The organism is Microbacterium profundi, assembly GCF_000763375.1.
GTDB lineage: Bacteria > Actinomycetota > Actinomycetes > Actinomycetales > Microbacteriaceae > Microbacterium > Microbacterium profundi.
Genome location: NZ_JPSY01000001.1, coordinates 1,964,052 through 1,980,383, shown reverse-complemented (window position 1 = coordinate 1,980,383; position 16,332 = coordinate 1,964,052). Strand labels below are relative to the sequence as shown.

Genomic DNA, 16,332 nt, shown 5'->3' with positions numbered 1-16,332 from the left:
CAGACTGAACTCATGACGAGCCGTGCCGGCCTCCCCGCGGAGGAAAGTGACCTCATCGATGTCGACGAACTGATCGCCGCGTACTACGACCGCGTGCCTGATCCGTCGGTTCCCGCACAGCGCGTGGTGTTCGGCACCAGCGGGCATCGCGGCTCATCGCTGTCGAAGAGCTTCAACGAGCAGCACATCCTCGCCACCACCCAGGCGATCGTCGACTACCGCCGTTCGCAGGGGATCACCGGCCCGCTGTTCCTCGGCCGCGACACGCATGCGCTGTCCTTGCCGGCGGAGCGCAGCGCGATCGAGGTGCTGATCGCCAATGACGTCGACCTGCGTGTCGACTCCCGCGATTCGTACGTGCCCACCCCCGCACTCAGCCACGCCATCCTCACGTACAACCGAGCCCTTCGACAGGCTCAGGGATCGGCTGCGGATGCTGCGGGCCGGGCCGACGGCATCGTCGTGACGCCGTCGCACAACCCGCCGCGCGACGGCGGTTTCAAGTACAACCCGCCGCACGGCGGCCCCGCAGACACCGACGCGACCGGCTGGATCGCCGACAGGGCGAACGCCCTGATCGAGGGCGGTCTGGAAGAGGTGAAGCGCAAGAGCTTCGCCGACATCGATTGGGATTCGCTGCCCAACTACGACTTCCGAGGCGCCTACGTGCGCGATCTGTCGACGATCATCGACATCGACGCGATCAAGAAGGCGGGCGTTCGGATCGGCGCGGACCCACTGGGCGGAGCGTCCGTCGAGTACTGGCAGCTGGTCAAGGAGCTGCACGGTCTCGACCTCACCGTCGTGAATCCCGAGGTCGACCCGACGTGGCGTTTCATGACGCTGGACTGGGACGAGAAGATCCGGATGGATCCGTCGTCCCCGAACGCGATGGCCTCGCTGGTCGCCCGGCGCGGGGATTTCGATGTGCTCACCGGTAACGACGCCGACGCCGACCGGCACGGGATCGTCACCCCGGATGCCGGCCTCATGAACCCCAACCACTACCTCGCCGTCGCGATCGACTACCTCTTCTCGCACCGGGCGGAGTGGCCGAGGGATGCCGCGATCGGCAAGACCCTCGTCTCGTCGATGATCATCGACCGCGTCGCCGAATCGCTCGGTCGCCGCCTGCTCGAGGTACCGGTGGGTTTCAAGTGGTTCGTGCCAGGGCTGCTCGACGGCACCGTCGCGTTCGGCGGCGAGGAGTCGGCCGGGGCATCGTTCCTGCGGCGCGACGGGAGCGTCTGGTCGACCGACAAGGACGGCATCCTGCTCTGCCTGCTCGCCGCGGAGATCATCGCGGTCACCGGCAAGAGCCCGTCGGAGCGCTATGCCGAGCTGGAGCAGGCATTCGGATCATCCGCGTATCAGCGCGTCGACGCCCCGGCGACGCCGGAGCAGAAGGCCACGCTCGGAAAGCTCGCGCCGGATGCCGTGACCGCCACGACCCTCGCGGGCGAGAAGATCACGGCGAAGCTGTCGCATGCGCCAGGCAACGGCGCCGCGATCGGCGGGCTCAAGGTGCAGACCGAGCACGCGTGGTTCGCCGCACGGCCGTCCGGCACGGAAGACGTCTACAAGCTGTACGCCGAGAGTCTGCTCGGCGCCGAGCACCTCGCCGAGGTGCAGGAAGAGGCGCGCGCGGTGGTGTCAGCGGCGCTCGGCGCCTGAGCGCTGGTCGCGGCTTCGACTCGCTCCGCTCGCTCAGCCCGTTTCGTCTCCTCGCTGCGCTCGTCGCTCAACGCCCCGCACGTTCCGCGGGACGTTGGACGAGCACAGCCCCGCAGGACGTTGAGTGAACGCAACCCCGCGGGACGTTGGACGAGCACAGCCCCGCAGGACGTTGAGCGAACGCAGCCCGCGGGACGTTGAGCGAACGCAGCCCCGCGGGACGTTGAGCGAGGGCAGCCCCGCGGGACGTTGAGCGAGCGGAGCGAGACGAAACGGATTGAGCGAGCGGAGCGAGACGAAATCGCCCTCGCCCCGCCACCTCAGTCAACGATGGCGGAGGGGGCGCCGAGCAACTCGCGTGCTCGAAGCCGTGCGCAGGGCGCCCGATCCCATCCGTATCCCGGATGCGACGATCACGAAATTCGATGATCGCGTCACGGTCGACGGCATCGCGCATTGGGTCGAGCGCACCGCGCGTGCCGGTGCACTGTTCAGCGAAGTGCACGCGCCCTTCGTCCAGACCTCCCCCGTCGGGGGCACCGAAGATCTGGCCGTCGATGTGCGCATCGTGGCGGTTCGCGACGACGGCTCTGCAGTCACGCCGACAACCGCTTCACCGCCACCGCGAACTGGATCGCTCTGACTGGTGCGACGCTGCTCATAGAAGACACGTCGTGGCAGCTGCTTCCGTCGGACGACCCGCGCGCGTGGACCTTCGGCACCCGCACGACCCTGCGCGCGCTCGACGAGCCGGTCGAGCTCGGCAGTCCGGGCACGCACGGGCGCGTCGGCGGCGGTTACGGCGGCTCGCCTGGCGGTTCCCCTCCGCCTCACACGTCGAACGGTTCGAGCGTGACGCTCTCGTTCCGCGGCGCCGTCGCCGACGGGCGACTTACGGATGCCGAAGTCGTGGCCCTGCTCGGCACCGCGAGCTGAGGCTCATCGACCCCGTTCCGCCCGGATCACGCCCGATTGGTGCTGCTCCGCTCGATCAGGCTCGTGGGGACGATTCTCTGGGCATCGCCGTCGAGTGCGATACCGGCGCCTTCGGTCCCGGCACCGTCGATTCCAGTGCCTTCGATCTCCGCGACCAACGCATCTACGGCAGCGACGGCGAGCGCCCTGAAGTCTTGGCGAACAGTCGTCAAAGGCGGGCGGTAGTTCGCCGCATCGGGCACGTCGTCGAATCCGATCACGCTGACCTGATCAGGCACGGCGCGCCCCCGCTCCTCGAACCCGCGGACGAGGCCGAGTGCCATCTGATCGTTCGCGCTGAAGACAGCCGTCGCCTGCGTCAGAGCGCCGGCCGCAGCATGGCCGGACTCGGCCGACCAGTCGCCCCGTTCGACCGACTTCGGCGTGATCCCTGCCGCGCGCAGCGTCTCGCGCCAGCCGCGCTCGCGCTCCGCGGCGGCGAACGAGTCCTCGGGGCCGGCCAGATGCCAGACGTTCTCGTGTCCGAGTGCCAGGAGCCTGCCCGTCGCCGCTGCCGCGCCGCCGGCGTGGTCGCTGTGCACCACGCGGAACCCGGATGCGGCCGGCGCGTCGACGGCGACGAGACGAAGGCCCTCGGGCCGATCGTCGGCCCGGGTGAGCGCCGACGCCTCGTTCAGCACGATCGCGCCGTCGACGCCCTGATCATGCAAGCGTTCGAAAGCTTCGGCGACAGTGTCACCCGCCGTGACGAGCAGCAGCGCGTAGCCACGCTCTTCCGCCGCTTCAGCTGTGGCCTGCAGCATCCGCGAATTGCCTACGGTGGCGAGAGTCGTCACGACCAGGCCGATCGTCTGGGTGCGGCCGGTGCGCAGCGCCCTGGCAGCCCGATGCGGGCGATAGCCGAGTTCTGTCATCGCGTTCTCGACGCGGATCCGCGTTGCGGGGTCGACACGTGGACTGCCGTTGACGACTCTGGACACAGTCTGACCCGAGACGCCGGCGCGACCTGCGACACTGGCCATCGACACGCGCCCGGAAGACACGCGCCCCGACGACGCACGACCAGACGCGCGCGCGCCGGCTTTCGCGAGGCGATTCAGCTCATCCCACTCGTCCATCTGCACGCCCCTCCTGGCACCCCGGTGCACAACTCCTGCATGTTGACGTTACCACCGCGGGGAAGGTACCGTGTTTACGTGAACATCGAAGAATCTCCGGAGTTGCGCGCGACCGAGCTCACCGCCGGCGTCATCAAACGCTCCACCACGCTGGCCGACGGCCGCGACCTGATGTACTACGACGACCCGGGCACGGTCTTGGGCACCGACCGCGCCGTCGATGCCCGCACCCTCGACCCGCGCCCGGACACCGCGACGATGCGCCTCGACGTGCTCACGGGAGACTGGATCACAGTCGCCGCGAACCGCCAGAACCGCGTCATGATGCCCAGCGCCGACGCCGACCCGCTCGCACCGCAGACGCCGACGAACCCCTCAGAGGTTCCGTCGCTCTACGACGTCGCCGTGTTCGAGAACCGCTCCCCCGCGTTCGGCCCCGCTCTCGCCGAGGCCCTGGGCGCCGCGCCCCGCGCGAGCAATCCCCCGCGCGGGCTCGACGACCTCGAGGCGCTCGGCCTCGGCCGCACCCGCACCTCGGTCGGCCGCTGCGAGGTCGTGTGCTTCAGCCCCGACCACGCAGGGTCCTTCGGCACTCAGTCCGCCACTCGCGCCCGCACGGTGATCGAAGCCTGGGCGGATCGTACTGCGGCGCTGTCGCAACTGCCGGGAATCCAGCAGATCTTCCCGTTCGAGAACCGCGGAGAAGCGATCGGCGTCACACTGCCGCATCCGCACGGTCAGATCTACTCCTACCCGTACATCACGCCGCGCACCCAGCGGTTGCTGGAGAGCATCGACCGCACGGCACCCGACCTGTTCCAGCGGATCCTCGAGTTCGAGCAGGCATCCGAGCGGATCGTGCTCCAGGGCGAGCACTGGACGGCCTTCGTGCCGTTCGCCGCCCGATGGCCCGTCGAGGTGCACCTCATGCCGAACCGTCACGTCGCCGACTTCGCCGAGACCACGGAGGCCGAACGCGACGCGCTCGCCCCGCTCTACCTGCGACTGCTGCGCGGCATCGACGCGCTCTACGACACGCCGACGCCGTACATCGCCGCGTGGCATCAAGCTCCCGTGAACGTGGGACGCGACTCGGTGCGGCTGCACCTGGAGCTCACGAGCCCGCGGCGCGGCGCTGACAAGCTGAAGTTCCTCGCCGGCTCCGAGGCCGCCATGTGGGCGTGGACCGCCGAGATCCCGCCGGAGCAGTCCGCCGCACGGATCCGTGAGGCCATCGCACGCGCAGAGGAAACCGGCGCATGACCGCTCCGGACGACGCCACCGCCCTGTTCGAGCAGCTCACCGGACACGCTCCCGACGGCGTCTGGTCGGCGCCCGGCCGCGTCAACCTGATCGGCGAACACACCGACTACAACGACGGCTTCGTCCTGCCGTTCGCGATCCCGCACCGTACATATGCCGCGGTCGGCATGCGCGACGACGGGCGCATCCGCGTCGCCTCGACGTTCGCCGATGACGCACCGGTCGAGGTCGCGCTCGACGAACTGGCGGGTTTGTTCCCGACCCCGACGGGCGCCACGCCGGCGGTCGCCGAATGGGCGGCCTACCCGCTGGGCGTGGCCTGGGCGCTGCAGCTCGCGGACCCTTCGACAGACCCAGGGGCTGCGGGCTGTGGCGTCGACATCGCGATCGCATCCGATGTTCCTGTGGGCGCTGGACTCTCCTCGTCGGCCGCGATCGAGGGGGCGACAGCATCCGCCCTGAACGATCTCTGGAACGCCGGGCTCGACCGCACCGCACTCGCACGCATCGGCCGCCGCGCCGAGAACGAGGCCGTCGGGGCTCCCACCGGGATCATGGACCAGATGGCATCCATGCTCGGCGAGCCCGACGCGGCGATCTTCCTCGACTGCCGCACGCTCGACACGAACCTCGTGCCGGTCGGCATCGCCGAGGCGCGACTCGCAATCCTCATCATGGACACCCGCGTGCAGCACTCGCACGCGACGGGTGGCTACCGCGAGCGGCGCGCGTCGTGCGAGCGCGGTGCCGCGATCATGGGCGTGCCGTCGCTCCGAGACGTGTCGATGGGCGACCTCGCCCGCGCCGAGGAGCTCATGGACGATGTGACCTTCCGCCGGGTGCGCCACATCGTGACCGAGAACCAGAGGGTGCTCGATACGGTCAAGACGCTGCGCGAGAGCGGTGCCAGGGCGATCGGCGATCTGCTCGTCGCATCGCACGCTTCGATGCGCGACGACTTCGAGATCTCGGTCGCGGAACTCGACACGGCGGTCGAGGCGGCACTGTCTGCTGGTGCCATCGGTGCTCGCATGACCGGCGGCGGCTTCGGCGGTGCAGCGATCGCTCTGATCGAGCAGGCTGCCGTGCAGACGGTGTCGGATGCTGTGACCGCCGCCTTCGCGGCATCCGGTTTCATCCCTCCGCACCTCTTCACGGTGACGCCCTCCGCCGGGGCCCGCCGCGACGCCTGACCCACCGGTCCTGCGCCGTGCCACCAGCCCGTCTATTTCTGCCTTGCGTACGTTCCGGGCTCTCGAGACCGTACATTCGGCAGAAATAGACGCGCGTGAGAAGCGACGAGCGGCCTACTCGGCGTCGGCCTCGGCCAGAGCTCGTCGGATGTCGTTCCGGCTGCGGATCTTCCCCGTCTTGATCCCGTCGGTGATCACCACTTCCTGCGAGGCAGTGACGACGGGGACCTCTTCGCCGTCAGCATCCAGGATCTTGCCGTCCTTGATCGTGTCGCCGTCGAAGAGGGTCTCGTTCGCGATGAGGCGGGCGAGGTCCTCCTCGCGGATGACCCGTCCGGTCCCAGGGATGAACGCCGAACGCTCGGCCGACTTCCCGCCGAGATGGTTGAAGAGCAGGTTCAGCAGCACCGCCATGATTGCCGCGGAAGAGATGCCGGAGTGCAGGATGATGCCCACCCAGCTCGGCAGGGCGTCGTAGAAGCCGGGCATGACCACGGGGATCACGCCGAAACCCAGTGAGACGGCGACGATCACCATGTTCATGTTGCCCTCGTAGTTCACCTTCGCGAGCGTCCGCACGCCGGCGGCCGCGACCGATCCGAACAGCACGATGCCCGCACCGCCGAGCACGGGCGGCGGCACGGCAGCCACCAGCCCGCCGACGATCGGCAGCAGCCCGAGCACGACGAGGATCACGCCGCCTGCGCTCACGACGAACCGGGACTTCACTCCGGTGATCGCGACGAGTCCGACGTTCTGCGCGAACGCCGACTGCGTGAACGAGTTGAAGACCGGGGCGACGGCGGACGAGATCATGTCGGCGCGCAAGCCGTTGGCGATGCGCTTGGAATCGACCTTCGTGCCGACGATCTCACCGACTGCGATGATGTCTGCCGTGGTCTCGGTCATCGTGACGATGATCACGATGAACATCGAGATGATGCTGGCGACTCCGAACGTGGGCAACCCGAACGCGAAGGGCTGTGGCAGAGCCACGATGCCGCCGTCTGCGATGTTCGAGAAGTCGGCCCAGCCGACGATCCCGGCGAACACAGTGCCGAGCACGATCGAGATGAGGATCGCGAGGCGCGAGACCGTGGGAGACGCGACCTTGCTCAGCACGAGCACGACGAGCAGGGTTCCCATCGCCAGGCCGATGTTCTGCAGACTGCCCCACATCGGATCCTCGGGCGACGTGCCGCCCATCGCCCAGCTCGCCGCGACCGGCATCAGCGTGAGCCCGATCGTCGTGATCACGGTGCCGGTCACGACGGGTGGGAAGAACCGCACGATCATCGCGAAGAACGGCGCGACGATCAGTCCGGCGACGGATGCCGCGATCACGGCGCCGAACACACCGGGCAGTCCCTCGCCCGCGGCGAGGATCGCGGTCATGGTCGCGACGCCCGAGAACGAGACGCCCTGCACGAGCGGCAGCTGCGATCCGAAGAACGGAACACCCCACGACTGCAGGATCGTGGCGAGTCCGCCGATGAACAGGCACGATGCGATGAGCAGGCCGATCTCCGCCGGGGCGAGGCCGGCGGCGTTGCCGATGATGAGCGGCACAGCGATGATCCCGCCATACATCGTCAGCACATGCTGCAGTCCGTAGGCGAAAGTGGGACCGAGGCGGAGCCTCTCGTCTTCGGGTCGGCGGATTCTGGGCGTTCTCGACATTGATCTCTCCGTTGAGGTTGTCTGTCATGGATTCGCGGTTGTTTCCGAATCGTGGAATCCGATTTCCGCAACTGCGATAGCGGCGATGCTAGCACCGAATATCGAGGCGTGCCAGCGTGCGAGCGCTGCTGTGCGGCGGCCGGGCGGCGAGGCGGCCCGCGACCTCATCCTCGGCGCCCGGATCGCGCACGCCGGCGACGGCCGATCTGCGAGGATTACACAGGCGCATCGGCGGGATGCCCGGAAGGAGCCACATGTCCTGGATCGTCACCGGCGGAGCCGGCTACATCGGAGCGCACGTCGTGCGTGCACTCGCGGATGCCGGGCTCGCCCCGGTCGTGCTGGATGACCTGTCCAGCGGGGTCGCTTCGTTCGTGCCGGAGGGCGTGCCGTTCGTGCAGGGCAGCATCCTCGATCGCGACCTGGTCGAGAAGGCGCTTCGTGACCACCGGGCCGAAGGCGTCATCCACGTCGCCGGGTTCAAATACGCGGGCGTCTCGGTGCAGCGTCCGCTGCACACCTACGCGCAGAACGTCGAGGGCACGCGCGTGATCCTCCTGGCGTGCGAAGCCGCCGGCGTCAGCAACATCGTCTTCTCCTCTTCGGCCGCGGTGTTCGGCACGCCTGACGTGCCGCTCGTCGTCGAGGAGACCGAGAAGAAGCCCGCGAGCCCGTACGGCGAGTCGAAACTGATCGGCGAGTGGATGCTGCGCGATCAGGCGATCGCGACGGCCGAGTCCGAACATCCGCTGCGCCACACCTCGCTGCGCTACTTCAATGTCGTCGGGTCCGCCGATGAGAGCGTTTACGACGTCAGTCCGCACAACCTGTTCCCGATCGTCTTCGAGGCGCTGCTGGCGGGCAGGACTCCGCGGATCAACGGTGACGACTACGCCACGGAAGACGGCACGAACGTGCGCGACTACGTGCACGTCGGCGACATCGCGGCCGCGCACGTCGAGGCTGCCAAGCGCCTGGCATCCGGCGCGTCGATCGAAGCCGCCTACAACCTCGGATCCGGCGACGGCCTGAGCGTGAAGCAGATCATGGATGCGATGGTGCGCGTCACCGGCATCGACTTTACGCCTGAGATCGGCCCCCGCCGCGCAGGCGATCCCGACCGCATCGTGGCCACCGGCGAGCTCGCCGCCCGCGACCTGGACTGGAAGATGCGCTACTCCGTCGACGAGATGGTCCGCACGGGCTGGGAAGCGCGGCGCGCGGCATCCTGAACGAGCGCCGCCACGTCAAGACGCTTCGCCCCTGACCCACGAGGTGCTCCTTGGTGCCGCCTCCGTGGTCCCAAAGCGGCCACACGCGCCACCTCCCGGCAGAGGCGCCAGCACGAGGTGGTCCTTGGTACCGCCTCCGTGGCCCGGAAGCGACCACACGCGCCACCTCCCGGCAGCGGCGCCCGGCCTCACCCCGAAACTGTGACGAGATCCCGCGCGCGGATCGGATACAGGTAGAAGCACACCCACGCCAGTGCGGTGAAGCCCATCGGCACGACGGCCAGCATGATCCGGATGCCGCCGTCCACGGCATCCGGCTGGGCGTCGCCGAGCGCGGCGTCGAAACCGCTCGCATTCAGCACCCACGCGGCGACGATCGCCTGCAGCACCACCGATCCGCGCACGACGAAACCGTTCACGCCGAAATACACACCCTCGCGACGGTGCCCGGTACGCGCGGCATCGTCGTCGATGATCTGCGAGAGCACGACTTCGAGAAGCTGCAGCAGCCCGCCGACGCCGACGCCCACCGCGACGCCCACCAGAGCGGCACCGAGCACGGAAGAGGGCACCAGATACCCCAGCACCGCGACGGCGAACACCCCGACGGCCCACAGCACCGCCGTCCGCGGCGACGTGACCTGAACGACCCTGCTCCACAGCAGGATCGCCGGGATCGCGACGACGAAGATCACGGCGAGCAGGATGCTGCTCTCCCCTTCCGCTGCGTGCAGCGAGTACCGCACGTAGAAGGGGAGCGCGGCGAGGATCACGGCGATCGCCGTCTGCACGAACAGCGACCCGAGCACGTACGGCACAAATGCGCGATTAGCGAAGGTGTAGCGCAGCTGATCCGCCCACCGCATCTGCGTCTCGCCCGCGACGACCTCTCCTCGTCGCTCCAGCATCCCGCCGGCGAAGGACCAGACGAACAGCACCAGGCACACGAAGCCCAGCGCGATCGCCATGCCCGACCACCCGATGCTGTCGTACAGCAGCGGAGCACCGGCCGTGCCGAGGATCATCCCGACGATCGCGAACACCTGCCGCGGCACGTTTCCTCGCGAGCGCTCGGCCGTCGTGCGGAAGATCTCCGGGAACAGCGCAGAGATGTTCAGCACGACCACCACGAAGGCGATGTCGTACACGGCGACGACGATGAGGAACCAGGCGATCAGGCCACCGGCGGACAGCGCCGGCGGCATCCAGATCAGCGCGAACGCGACCACGAGCGGCACGATTCCGAGTCCGATCCAAGGGATCCGGCGTCCCCACGGCGTGCGGATCCGGTCGGACAGCGCACCGACCAGCGGATTGAGCAGGGCGTTCAGGATGCCGTGCGCGATCATCGCCACGGCCACCCACTCGGCCGGCACGGCGAGATGGGCGACGTAGAAATAGACGACGAAGGCCGAGAAGGTCTGCGCCATCAACTGGATCGGGAACCCGGATGCTCCGAATGCGACGGGCTGGGCGCGGGTGGGCGCAGCATCCAGTCGACGGTCGCGGATACGCGCTGCAAGGCTCATCGCTAAGGCTCCTGTCGGCGCTGCACGTTGCGTCAGACCATGTTGCGTTGCACACTGCGCAGCGCACGCCAGCTTATCCGGATGAGTCCCTCCTTCTCGATGGTCTCGTGGACGAGTGGATCGGCGAGCAGCCGCCGCTCGTGACCGCGTTTCGCCGCGCCGTAGTCGACCGCCGCGCGCAGCTCGTGCCCGTCGACCATCGGATGCAGATAGATCTCGGTCACCCCGGCGGGCACGGCGCGCAGCAGCGCCAAGAAACCGTCGCGGATCTGCTCGTACGTCTCCTCGTCGCCGGTGCCCTCGCCCGCCAACTCGAACGGATGCGTCCACAGGCGGTCGAGGATGACGATCCCGGCGGCGTCTGCGGCGGCCGTGGCACGATCGAGCGCAGGCTGCATCGCCGTGTCGATCCCGATGCCGTCGGCGACCCGTGGCAGCCGGAACGGAAGCCCGTGCCGGGCGGCGAGATCGAACACGGGGCCGAGGAAATCCCTCCCCGTGTACAGCCCGTAGACGGAGCCCATGTGGTTGTCGAGATGCGTGACATCGACGCCGGCTGCGAGCGCGGCGTCGATCTGAGCGCCGAGTTCAGCCGAGGCGTCTTGCACCGAAGCGCGCTCTTCCACGCTTCGCACCTCGGTCGGGAAGTAGCCGTCGCGGTCGACGAGGCTCGTCGCCGTACCTGTGAGCGGGCGCCAGCGATAGCGGCTCCACTCGCTGGTGAGCACGAGGTGCACGCCCACGCTCGCATCGGGATGCGCAGCCGCGAACTGGAGCGCTTCCGGCGCCCATGCGCACGGCAGCATGACCGTCGATGAATCGAGGTGACCGGCGACCAGCAGCTCGGTGATCGCCTCGTTCGCCGCGTGGCACATGCCGAAGTCATCCGCGTTGAGGATGATCGCGCGCGCTTCGCCGCCGAGTCCGAGTCGGGTGGTGAGATCCGATGGCGCCGTCATCGGGCGACCATGCCGCCGATTGAGGCGAACCTGGCGAACATAGATTCGCGAAGGGCGGATGCCGCCTGACCGATCGCGCCGACCATCGTCGCCTCTCGTCCGAACGCCGAGGGGACGAATCGCATTGCGAGCAGATGCGACAGCGCATCGGCGGCACGGTCGACTGCGGCCACGAAACACGGATGCGTCGCATGACCGGCGAGGACGAACGCCTCCGGATCGATCACCAGTGTGACGCTGCCCGCGACGATGACGAGGCGTCTGGCCAGTTCATCGACGATCGCCTTCGCCGCGGTGTCGCCTTCGGCACAGGCGTCGAGGTGCACCGGCAGCGGGTCGGACGGATCCCTGCCGTGCAAGAGGGCGAGATCACTCACGACATCGTCGTTGAGCACAGGGACGCCGATCGGCACCGGTGGTTGCGGGACGTACTGCACCTCGCCCGCGATGCCGGCCGCGCCGCGGCGCAGCACCCCGTCGAGCACGGTGCCGGCGCCGAGACCCTGGTCGATCATGAGGAGGGTGAAGCTCGAGAGATCCTGCCCGACGCCGTTGTCCGATTCGGCGAGCGCGGCGAGGTTGACATCGTTCTCGATGCGAACGGGACAGTCGAGATGGGCCACGAGAGCTGCGCGGAACGCGCCGCCGTCCGGTCCCTGGTCGTCTCTGATCTCGCCGTCGGGCGTGACGATCCCCGGCATCGCGACGACGACCTGTCGCAGCGGACCCTGCACGGCGCGTCGGCACTCGGCGATCAGTGCTGCGATGTCGGCGGCCCGCTCTTCGACGTGGCCGAGCGGCGCCTCGCTCTGGGCGCGTACTGCACCGGTCGGGTCGACGAGGGTGACGTGCATCGAGGCGTGATCGACGTGCACGGCAGCCGCGAATCCGAGCCCTGGGTGGAGGGAGACCCGGGTCGCCGCCGGACCGCGCGTGGCTCGGTCCACCCCAGCGGTTGCTACGGCGTGCCCAGCGTCGAGCATCCACAGGACCTGGGTGACGGCTGTCCGCGACAGCCCGGTCTCGCCCATCAGCTCCGCGCGAGTCAACGGCCCGCGTCGTGCCAACGCCTCCAGGATCGCTCTCGTATTCAGCGTTCGCAGCAGGGTCTGCGGACCGGCCAGAGGTTTGGTCACAACGTTTCCTCGTGCATCATCGGGGGACAGTATTGCACGGCGTGTCTTCGAAAGCGACACTTCGTGTCGCACCTGCCGGAAGAAGATCCTGAGCACCCCGATACTCTCTAGTCGTGACCGAATCGCCCACCGCCAGCACTGCTTCCGGCCGCGTGCGCGGCGTCTGGCGCGGCCACGGCACGCCCGCGGCATCCGCAGCCTTCCTCGGCATCCCGTTCGCCCGAGCGCCCATCGGCGACCTCCGATATGCGGCGCCCGCGCCACCCGAGCCGTGGACCGACGTGCGCGACGCCACCGAGTACGGCGCCACCGCGCTGCGCAGGACGGGCACCGACACGCTCATCCCCGAGCCCGCGATCGCCGGCGAGAGCACCCTGAACGTGAATGTCTTCACGCCTTCACTGGACGCGTCGCTGCCGGTGCTCGTGTGGATCCACGGCGGCGGCTACACCGAGGGCTCCCCCGCGAGCCCCTGGTACGACGGCAGCACCTTCAATCGCGACGGCGTCGTGACGGTGTCGATCTCGTACCGGCTCGGCTTCGACGGGTTCGGCTTCATCGAGGGCGCGCCCCACAACCGCGGCGTGCTCGACTGGATCGCCGCTCTCGAATGGGTGCAGCAGAACATCTCGGCGTTCGGCGGCGACCCGAACCGCGTGACGATCGGCGGGCAGTCCGCGGGCGGCGGTGCAGTGCTGGCATTGCTCGGGATGCCGTCGGCACAGCACCTGTTCCATCGGGCGCTCTCGATCTCGGGCGCGCTGGCGGATGTGCCGCTGGGCGAGGCGCGGGCGCGCTCGACACGGCTGGCTGCCCTCGCCGGCGTCGCCGCCGATGTCGACGGCTTCCGCTCCGTCGACGAGGCCGTGCTGCACGGTCTGCAGGGCAAGGCCGCGAGCGCCAAACGGGGGTTGGCTGCGATGACAGATCAGCTCGTGAACGGTCTGTCCTGGGGGCCCATGGTCGACGGCGAACTCATCGCGCGACCGACCGTCGACGCCCTGCGCGCGGGGATCGGCAGCGACAAGCCACTGCTGCTCGGTGCCGCGGATGACGAGTTCACGATGGTCGCCGAGCGCGAGCGCAACGCTCTGCGCCTGATCCCGGCGGCACTGCTGCTGCGTTCGTTCCTCCGCGATCGCAACGCGCGGCGCGCCTACCTCGAGGCGAACGGGCCGCAGCGCGCTCTCGGCACCGCGGCGATGGTCGGCCGCTACATCAGCGACCACATCTTCCGCATCGTCGTTCCCCGCGTTGCCGAGGCCAGGAGCGGCGCGGATGCCGCGACCTGGGCGTACCGGTTCAGCTGGGTCTCCCCCACCAAGGGCTGGGCGTGCCACTGCCTCGACGTGCCGTTCTGGTTCGACGGTCTCGACCGGGAGCGGGTGGATGCCCTCGCGGGGCCCCATCCGCCCCAGTCACTCGCCGACGAGATGCACTCGGCTGCCGTGCGCTTCATCACGGATGGGGATCCGGGCTGGCCGGCCTGGTCGACGGCGCCCGGCATCGCGCGGGTGTTCGACGGCGACAGGGCCGAGGTGGCCGAGGATGCGTACGACAGCGTGCTCGCGCTGCTGTGAGGCCGCCCCATCATCCGCACTGCTGATGGAAGAACAGTTTCGGGGCTTCCGGGCGACCTGAAGCCCCGAAACTGTTCTTTCTTCAGCGAATCGGGCGACCCCGACGCTTCAGTCAGCGAATCGGGGCGACCCCGACGCTTCAGTTAGCGAATCGAGGCGACCCCGAGGCTTCAGTCAGCGAGTCGAGGCCACGCCGAGGCGGTCGAGGATCTCGCGCACGATCTCCTCCGGCGTCTTGTCGACCACGACGACCATGCCTGCCTCGTCGGGCTCGAGCTCGTCCAGCGTCGCGAGCTGCGATTCGAGGAGCGCGGGCGGCATGAAGTGGCCCGTCCGCGCGGCCGCGCGACTGCCGAGCAGCTCCCTCGAGCCGTGCAGGTGCACGAAGAGCACGTCGGGCGCGGCCGCACGGATGCGATCCCGGTAGGCGCGACGCAGTGCACTGCAGGCCAGGACGAGACCATCGCTCTCGTGGGCGGCGAACCGGCCGCCCACCGCATCGAGCCACGACCAGCGGTCCTCGTCGGTCAGTGGCGTCCCCGCGTTCATCTTCGCGCGGTTGGCTTCGGAGTGCAGCGGGTCGGCGTCTTCGAAACTCACGCCGAGCGCGGAAGCCAGTGCGATCCCGACCGTGGACTTGCCCGCGGCCGAGACTCCCATGACGCAGATCAGGGGCTCGCCCGCTCCCGCCTCACCAGTCATGAACGGTTCCGTCAGCAAGGCGGTTGTACGGCAGGTACGCCTGCTCGTACGGGTACTTGCCCGCCTCGTCGACGTCGAGAGTGACGCCGAGGCCCGGCTGGTCACCCGGGTGCAGCATGCCGTTCTCCCAGGTGAAGGACTGCTGGAAGACCTCGTTCGTCTGGGCGGAGTGCTGCATGTACTCCTGGATCCCGAAGTTGTGGATGCTGAGCCCGAGGTGCATCGCGGCGGCCATGCCGACCGGCGAGATGTCGGTCGGTCCGTGCATGCCGGACTTGATCTGGTACTGGGCCGCGTAGTCCAGCGTCTTCTTCAACGCCGAGATCCCGCCCATGTGGGTGACAGCGCCGCGGACGTAGTCGATCAGCTGCTCGCGGATCAGGTCCTTGAAGTCCCACACCGTGTTGAAGATCTCACCGATGGCCAGCGGAGTGGTCGTGTGCTGACGCACCAGACGCAGCGCCTCCTGGTTCTCGGCCGGCGTGCAGTCCTCGAGCCAGAACAGGTCGTAGGGCTCGAGGTCCTTGCCGAGGCGTGCGGCCTGGATCGGCGTCATCCGGTGGTGTCCGTCGTGCAGCAGTGGCAGCTCGGGGCCGAACTCGTTGCGCACGGCCTCGAAGACGCCGGGCAGATGACGCATGTACGCGCGGGTGTCCCAGTCCTCCTCGGTCGGAGTCGCGCCGCGACGGGCCGGCTCGTGGTCGTAGCGGATGCTGCCATCGGCGGTGTCGGCGGCCTGCGACGCGATGCCGTAGATCGCCTTCAGGCCCGGCACGCCGGTCTGCACGCGAATGGAGCGGTATCCCTGCTCCTGGTGCGAGCGGATCGAGTCGAACAGTTCGGGCAGGCTCTTACCGGATGCGTGGCCGTATGCCATCAGCCCGGTACGGCTCGCACCGCCGAGCAACTGGTATACCGGCATCCCCGCGGCCTTGCCCTTGATGTCCCACAGCGCCATGTCGACCGATGCGATCGCCGCCATCGTCACCGGGCCCCGACGCCAGTACGCCGAGCGGTACAGGAACTGCCAGGTGTCCTCGATGCGGTGCGCGTCGCGGCCGATCAGCAGCGGCACGACGTGGTCCCTGAGGTAGCTCACCACTGCGAGCTCGCGGCCGTTCAGAGTGGCATCGCCGATGCCCACGTGCCCCTCGTCCGTCGTCAGTCGCAACGTCACGAAGTTGCGCCCCGGGCTGGTGACGATGACTTCAGCCTTGTCGATGATCATGGTTCCTCCTGGAATGGGTCAGTTCTCAGTGAAGTCGACGGTGTGAGAGGCCCTTGCCACAATATCGGTGTCGATGAAGCTCTGCGCGAGCAGCGCGATGAT

At 68.6% G+C, this 16,332-nt stretch carries 14 protein-coding genes; 7 read left to right on the top strand and 7 right to left on the bottom strand.

Annotated elements, in window-relative coordinates; genetic code table 11:
• Positions 1-12: 12 nt before the first annotated feature.
• The 3 genes from pgm (at position 13) to JF52_RS18015 (ending at position 2,610) form a co-directional block, all read left to right on the top strand.
• Entirely contained in the window at positions 13-1,674 is a 1,662-nt protein-coding gene (gene pgm / locus JF52_RS0109460) for a phosphoglucomutase (alpha-D-glucose-1,6-bisphosphate-dependent) (protein ID WP_033105932.1), read from the top strand.
• 358 nt (positions 1,675-2,032) lie between these two features.
• Complete coding sequence (locus tag JF52_RS17790) at positions 2,033-2,317, top strand: hypothetical protein (protein WP_033105931.1); 285 nt, start codon at positions 2,033-2,035, stop codon at positions 2,315-2,317.
• Complete coding sequence (locus JF52_RS18015; RefSeq protein WP_374058527.1) at positions 2,308-2,610, top strand: hypothetical protein; 303 nt, start codon at positions 2,308-2,310, stop codon at positions 2,608-2,610. Before JF52_RS17790 ends, JF52_RS18015 begins: the two co-directional genes overlap by 10 nt.
• A 26-nt stretch (positions 2,611-2,636) precedes the next feature.
• On the opposite strand, the gene JF52_RS0109450 is transcribed toward JF52_RS18015, so the two are convergent.
• Entirely contained in the window at positions 2,637-3,632 is a 996-nt protein-coding gene (locus tag JF52_RS0109450) for a LacI family DNA-binding transcriptional regulator (protein ID WP_033106543.1), read from the bottom strand.
• Between the two features lie 267 nt (positions 3,633-3,899).
• Between JF52_RS0109450 and galT the strand changes: the two genes are divergently transcribed.
• Together galT and galK are read left to right on the top strand one after the other, a co-directional pair.
• Positions 3,900-4,991 carry a galactose-1-phosphate uridylyltransferase gene (galT, locus tag JF52_RS0109445; RefSeq protein WP_234001375.1) on the top strand — a complete coding sequence of 364 codons (1,092 nt, stop codon included), beginning with the start codon at positions 3,900-3,902 and terminating at the stop codon, positions 4,989-4,991.
• Positions 4,988-6,184 carry a galactokinase gene (galK, locus tag JF52_RS0109440; RefSeq protein ID WP_033105929.1) on the top strand — a complete coding sequence of 399 codons (1,197 nt, stop codon included), beginning with the start codon at positions 4,988-4,990 and terminating at the stop codon, positions 6,182-6,184. Before galT ends, galK begins: the two co-directional genes overlap by 4 nt.
• 114 nt (positions 6,185-6,298) lie before the next feature.
• Here galK and JF52_RS0109435 read toward each other — a convergent pair whose 3' ends face one another.
• The gene (locus JF52_RS0109435; RefSeq protein WP_033105928.1) at positions 6,299-7,864 is read right to left on the bottom strand and encodes a nucleobase:cation symporter-2 family protein; all 1,566 of its coding nucleotides are present in this window, start codon (positions 7,862-7,864) and stop codon (positions 6,299-6,301) included.
• A 254-nt stretch (positions 7,865-8,118) separates the two neighbouring features.
• On the opposite strand from JF52_RS0109435, the gene galE reads away from it, so the two are divergent.
• A complete protein-coding gene (gene galE / locus JF52_RS0109430; protein WP_033105927.1) occupies positions 8,119-9,096 on the top strand; it encodes a UDP-glucose 4-epimerase GalE in 978 nt (325 codons plus the stop codon).
• Between the two features lie 188 nt (positions 9,097-9,284).
• On the opposite strand, the gene JF52_RS0109425 is transcribed toward galE, so the two are convergent.
• The 3 genes from JF52_RS0109425 to JF52_RS0109415 are packed head-to-tail and all read right to left on the bottom strand — an operon-like array spanning position 9,285 to position 12,720.
• Complete coding sequence (locus JF52_RS0109425) at positions 9,285-10,625, bottom strand: MFS transporter (RefSeq protein ID WP_033105926.1); 1,341 nt, start codon at positions 10,623-10,625, stop codon at positions 9,285-9,287.
• Positions 10,626-10,657: 32 nt separating this feature from the next.
• Positions 10,658-11,584 (bottom strand): polysaccharide deacetylase family protein, encoded by a 927-nt coding sequence (locus JF52_RS0109420; protein WP_033105925.1) that lies wholly within the window; start codon positions 11,582-11,584, stop codon positions 10,658-10,660.
• Positions 11,581-12,720: an ROK family transcriptional regulator gene (locus JF52_RS0109415; RefSeq protein WP_033105924.1), complete on the bottom strand. Its 1,140-nt coding sequence runs from the start codon at positions 12,718-12,720 to the stop codon at positions 11,581-11,583. Before JF52_RS0109415 ends, JF52_RS0109420 begins: the two co-directional genes overlap by 4 nt.
• Before the next feature lie 113 nt (positions 12,721-12,833).
• On the opposite strand from JF52_RS0109415, the gene JF52_RS0109410 reads away from it, so the two are divergent.
• Positions 12,834-14,300: a carboxylesterase/lipase family protein gene (locus tag JF52_RS0109410; protein WP_033105923.1), complete on the top strand. Its 1,467-nt coding sequence runs from the start codon at positions 12,834-12,836 to the stop codon at positions 14,298-14,300.
• A 174-nt stretch (positions 14,301-14,474) separates the two neighbouring features.
• On the opposite strand, the gene JF52_RS0109405 is transcribed toward JF52_RS0109410, so the two are convergent.
• Together JF52_RS0109405 and manD are read right to left on the bottom strand one after the other, a co-directional pair.
• Positions 14,475-15,002: a gluconokinase gene (locus JF52_RS0109405; RefSeq protein WP_033105922.1), complete on the bottom strand. Its 528-nt coding sequence runs from the start codon at positions 15,000-15,002 to the stop codon at positions 14,475-14,477.
• Positions 14,992-16,230 carry a D-mannonate dehydratase ManD gene (manD, locus tag JF52_RS0109400; protein WP_033105921.1) on the bottom strand — a complete coding sequence of 413 codons (1,239 nt, stop codon included), beginning with the start codon at positions 16,228-16,230 and terminating at the stop codon, positions 14,992-14,994. The genes JF52_RS0109405 and manD overlap by 11 nt, the downstream gene beginning before the upstream one ends.
• Between the last annotated feature and the right edge of the window lie 102 nt (positions 16,231-16,332).

Bases quoted from the DNA above. Each gene is read 5' to 3' on its own strand.
- pgm (WP_033105932.1), top strand. From the start codon at position 13: ATGACGAGCCGTGCCGGCCTCCCCGCGGAGGAAAGTGACCTCATCGAT.
- JF52_RS0109450 (WP_033106543.1), bottom strand. From the start codon at position 3,632: ATGGCCAGTGTCGCAGGTCGCGCCGGCGTCTCGGGTCAGACTGTGTCC.
- galT (WP_234001375.1), top strand. From the start codon at position 3,900: ATGTACTACGACGACCCGGGCACGGTCTTGGGCACCGACCGCGCCGTC.
- galK (WP_033105929.1), top strand. From the start codon at position 4,988: ATGACCGCTCCGGACGACGCCACCGCCCTGTTCGAGCAGCTCACCGGA.
- JF52_RS0109435 (WP_033105928.1), bottom strand. From the start codon at position 7,864: ATGTCGAGAACGCCCAGAATCCGCCGACCCGAAGACGAGAGGCTCCGC.
- galE (WP_033105927.1), top strand. From the start codon at position 8,119: ATGTCCTGGATCGTCACCGGCGGAGCCGGCTACATCGGAGCGCACGTC.
- JF52_RS0109425 (WP_033105926.1), bottom strand. From the start codon at position 10,625: ATGAGCCTTGCAGCGCGTATCCGCGACCGTCGACTGGATGCTGCGCCC.
- JF52_RS0109420 (WP_033105925.1), bottom strand. From the start codon at position 11,584: ATGACGGCGCCATCGGATCTCACCACCCGACTCGGACTCGGCGGCGAA.
- JF52_RS0109405 (WP_033105922.1), bottom strand. From the start codon at position 15,002: ATGACTGGTGAGGCGGGAGCGGGCGAGCCCCTGATCTGCGTCATGGGA.
- manD (WP_033105921.1), bottom strand. From the start codon at position 16,230: ATGATCATCGACAAGGCTGAAGTCATCGTCACCAGCCCGGGGCGCAAC.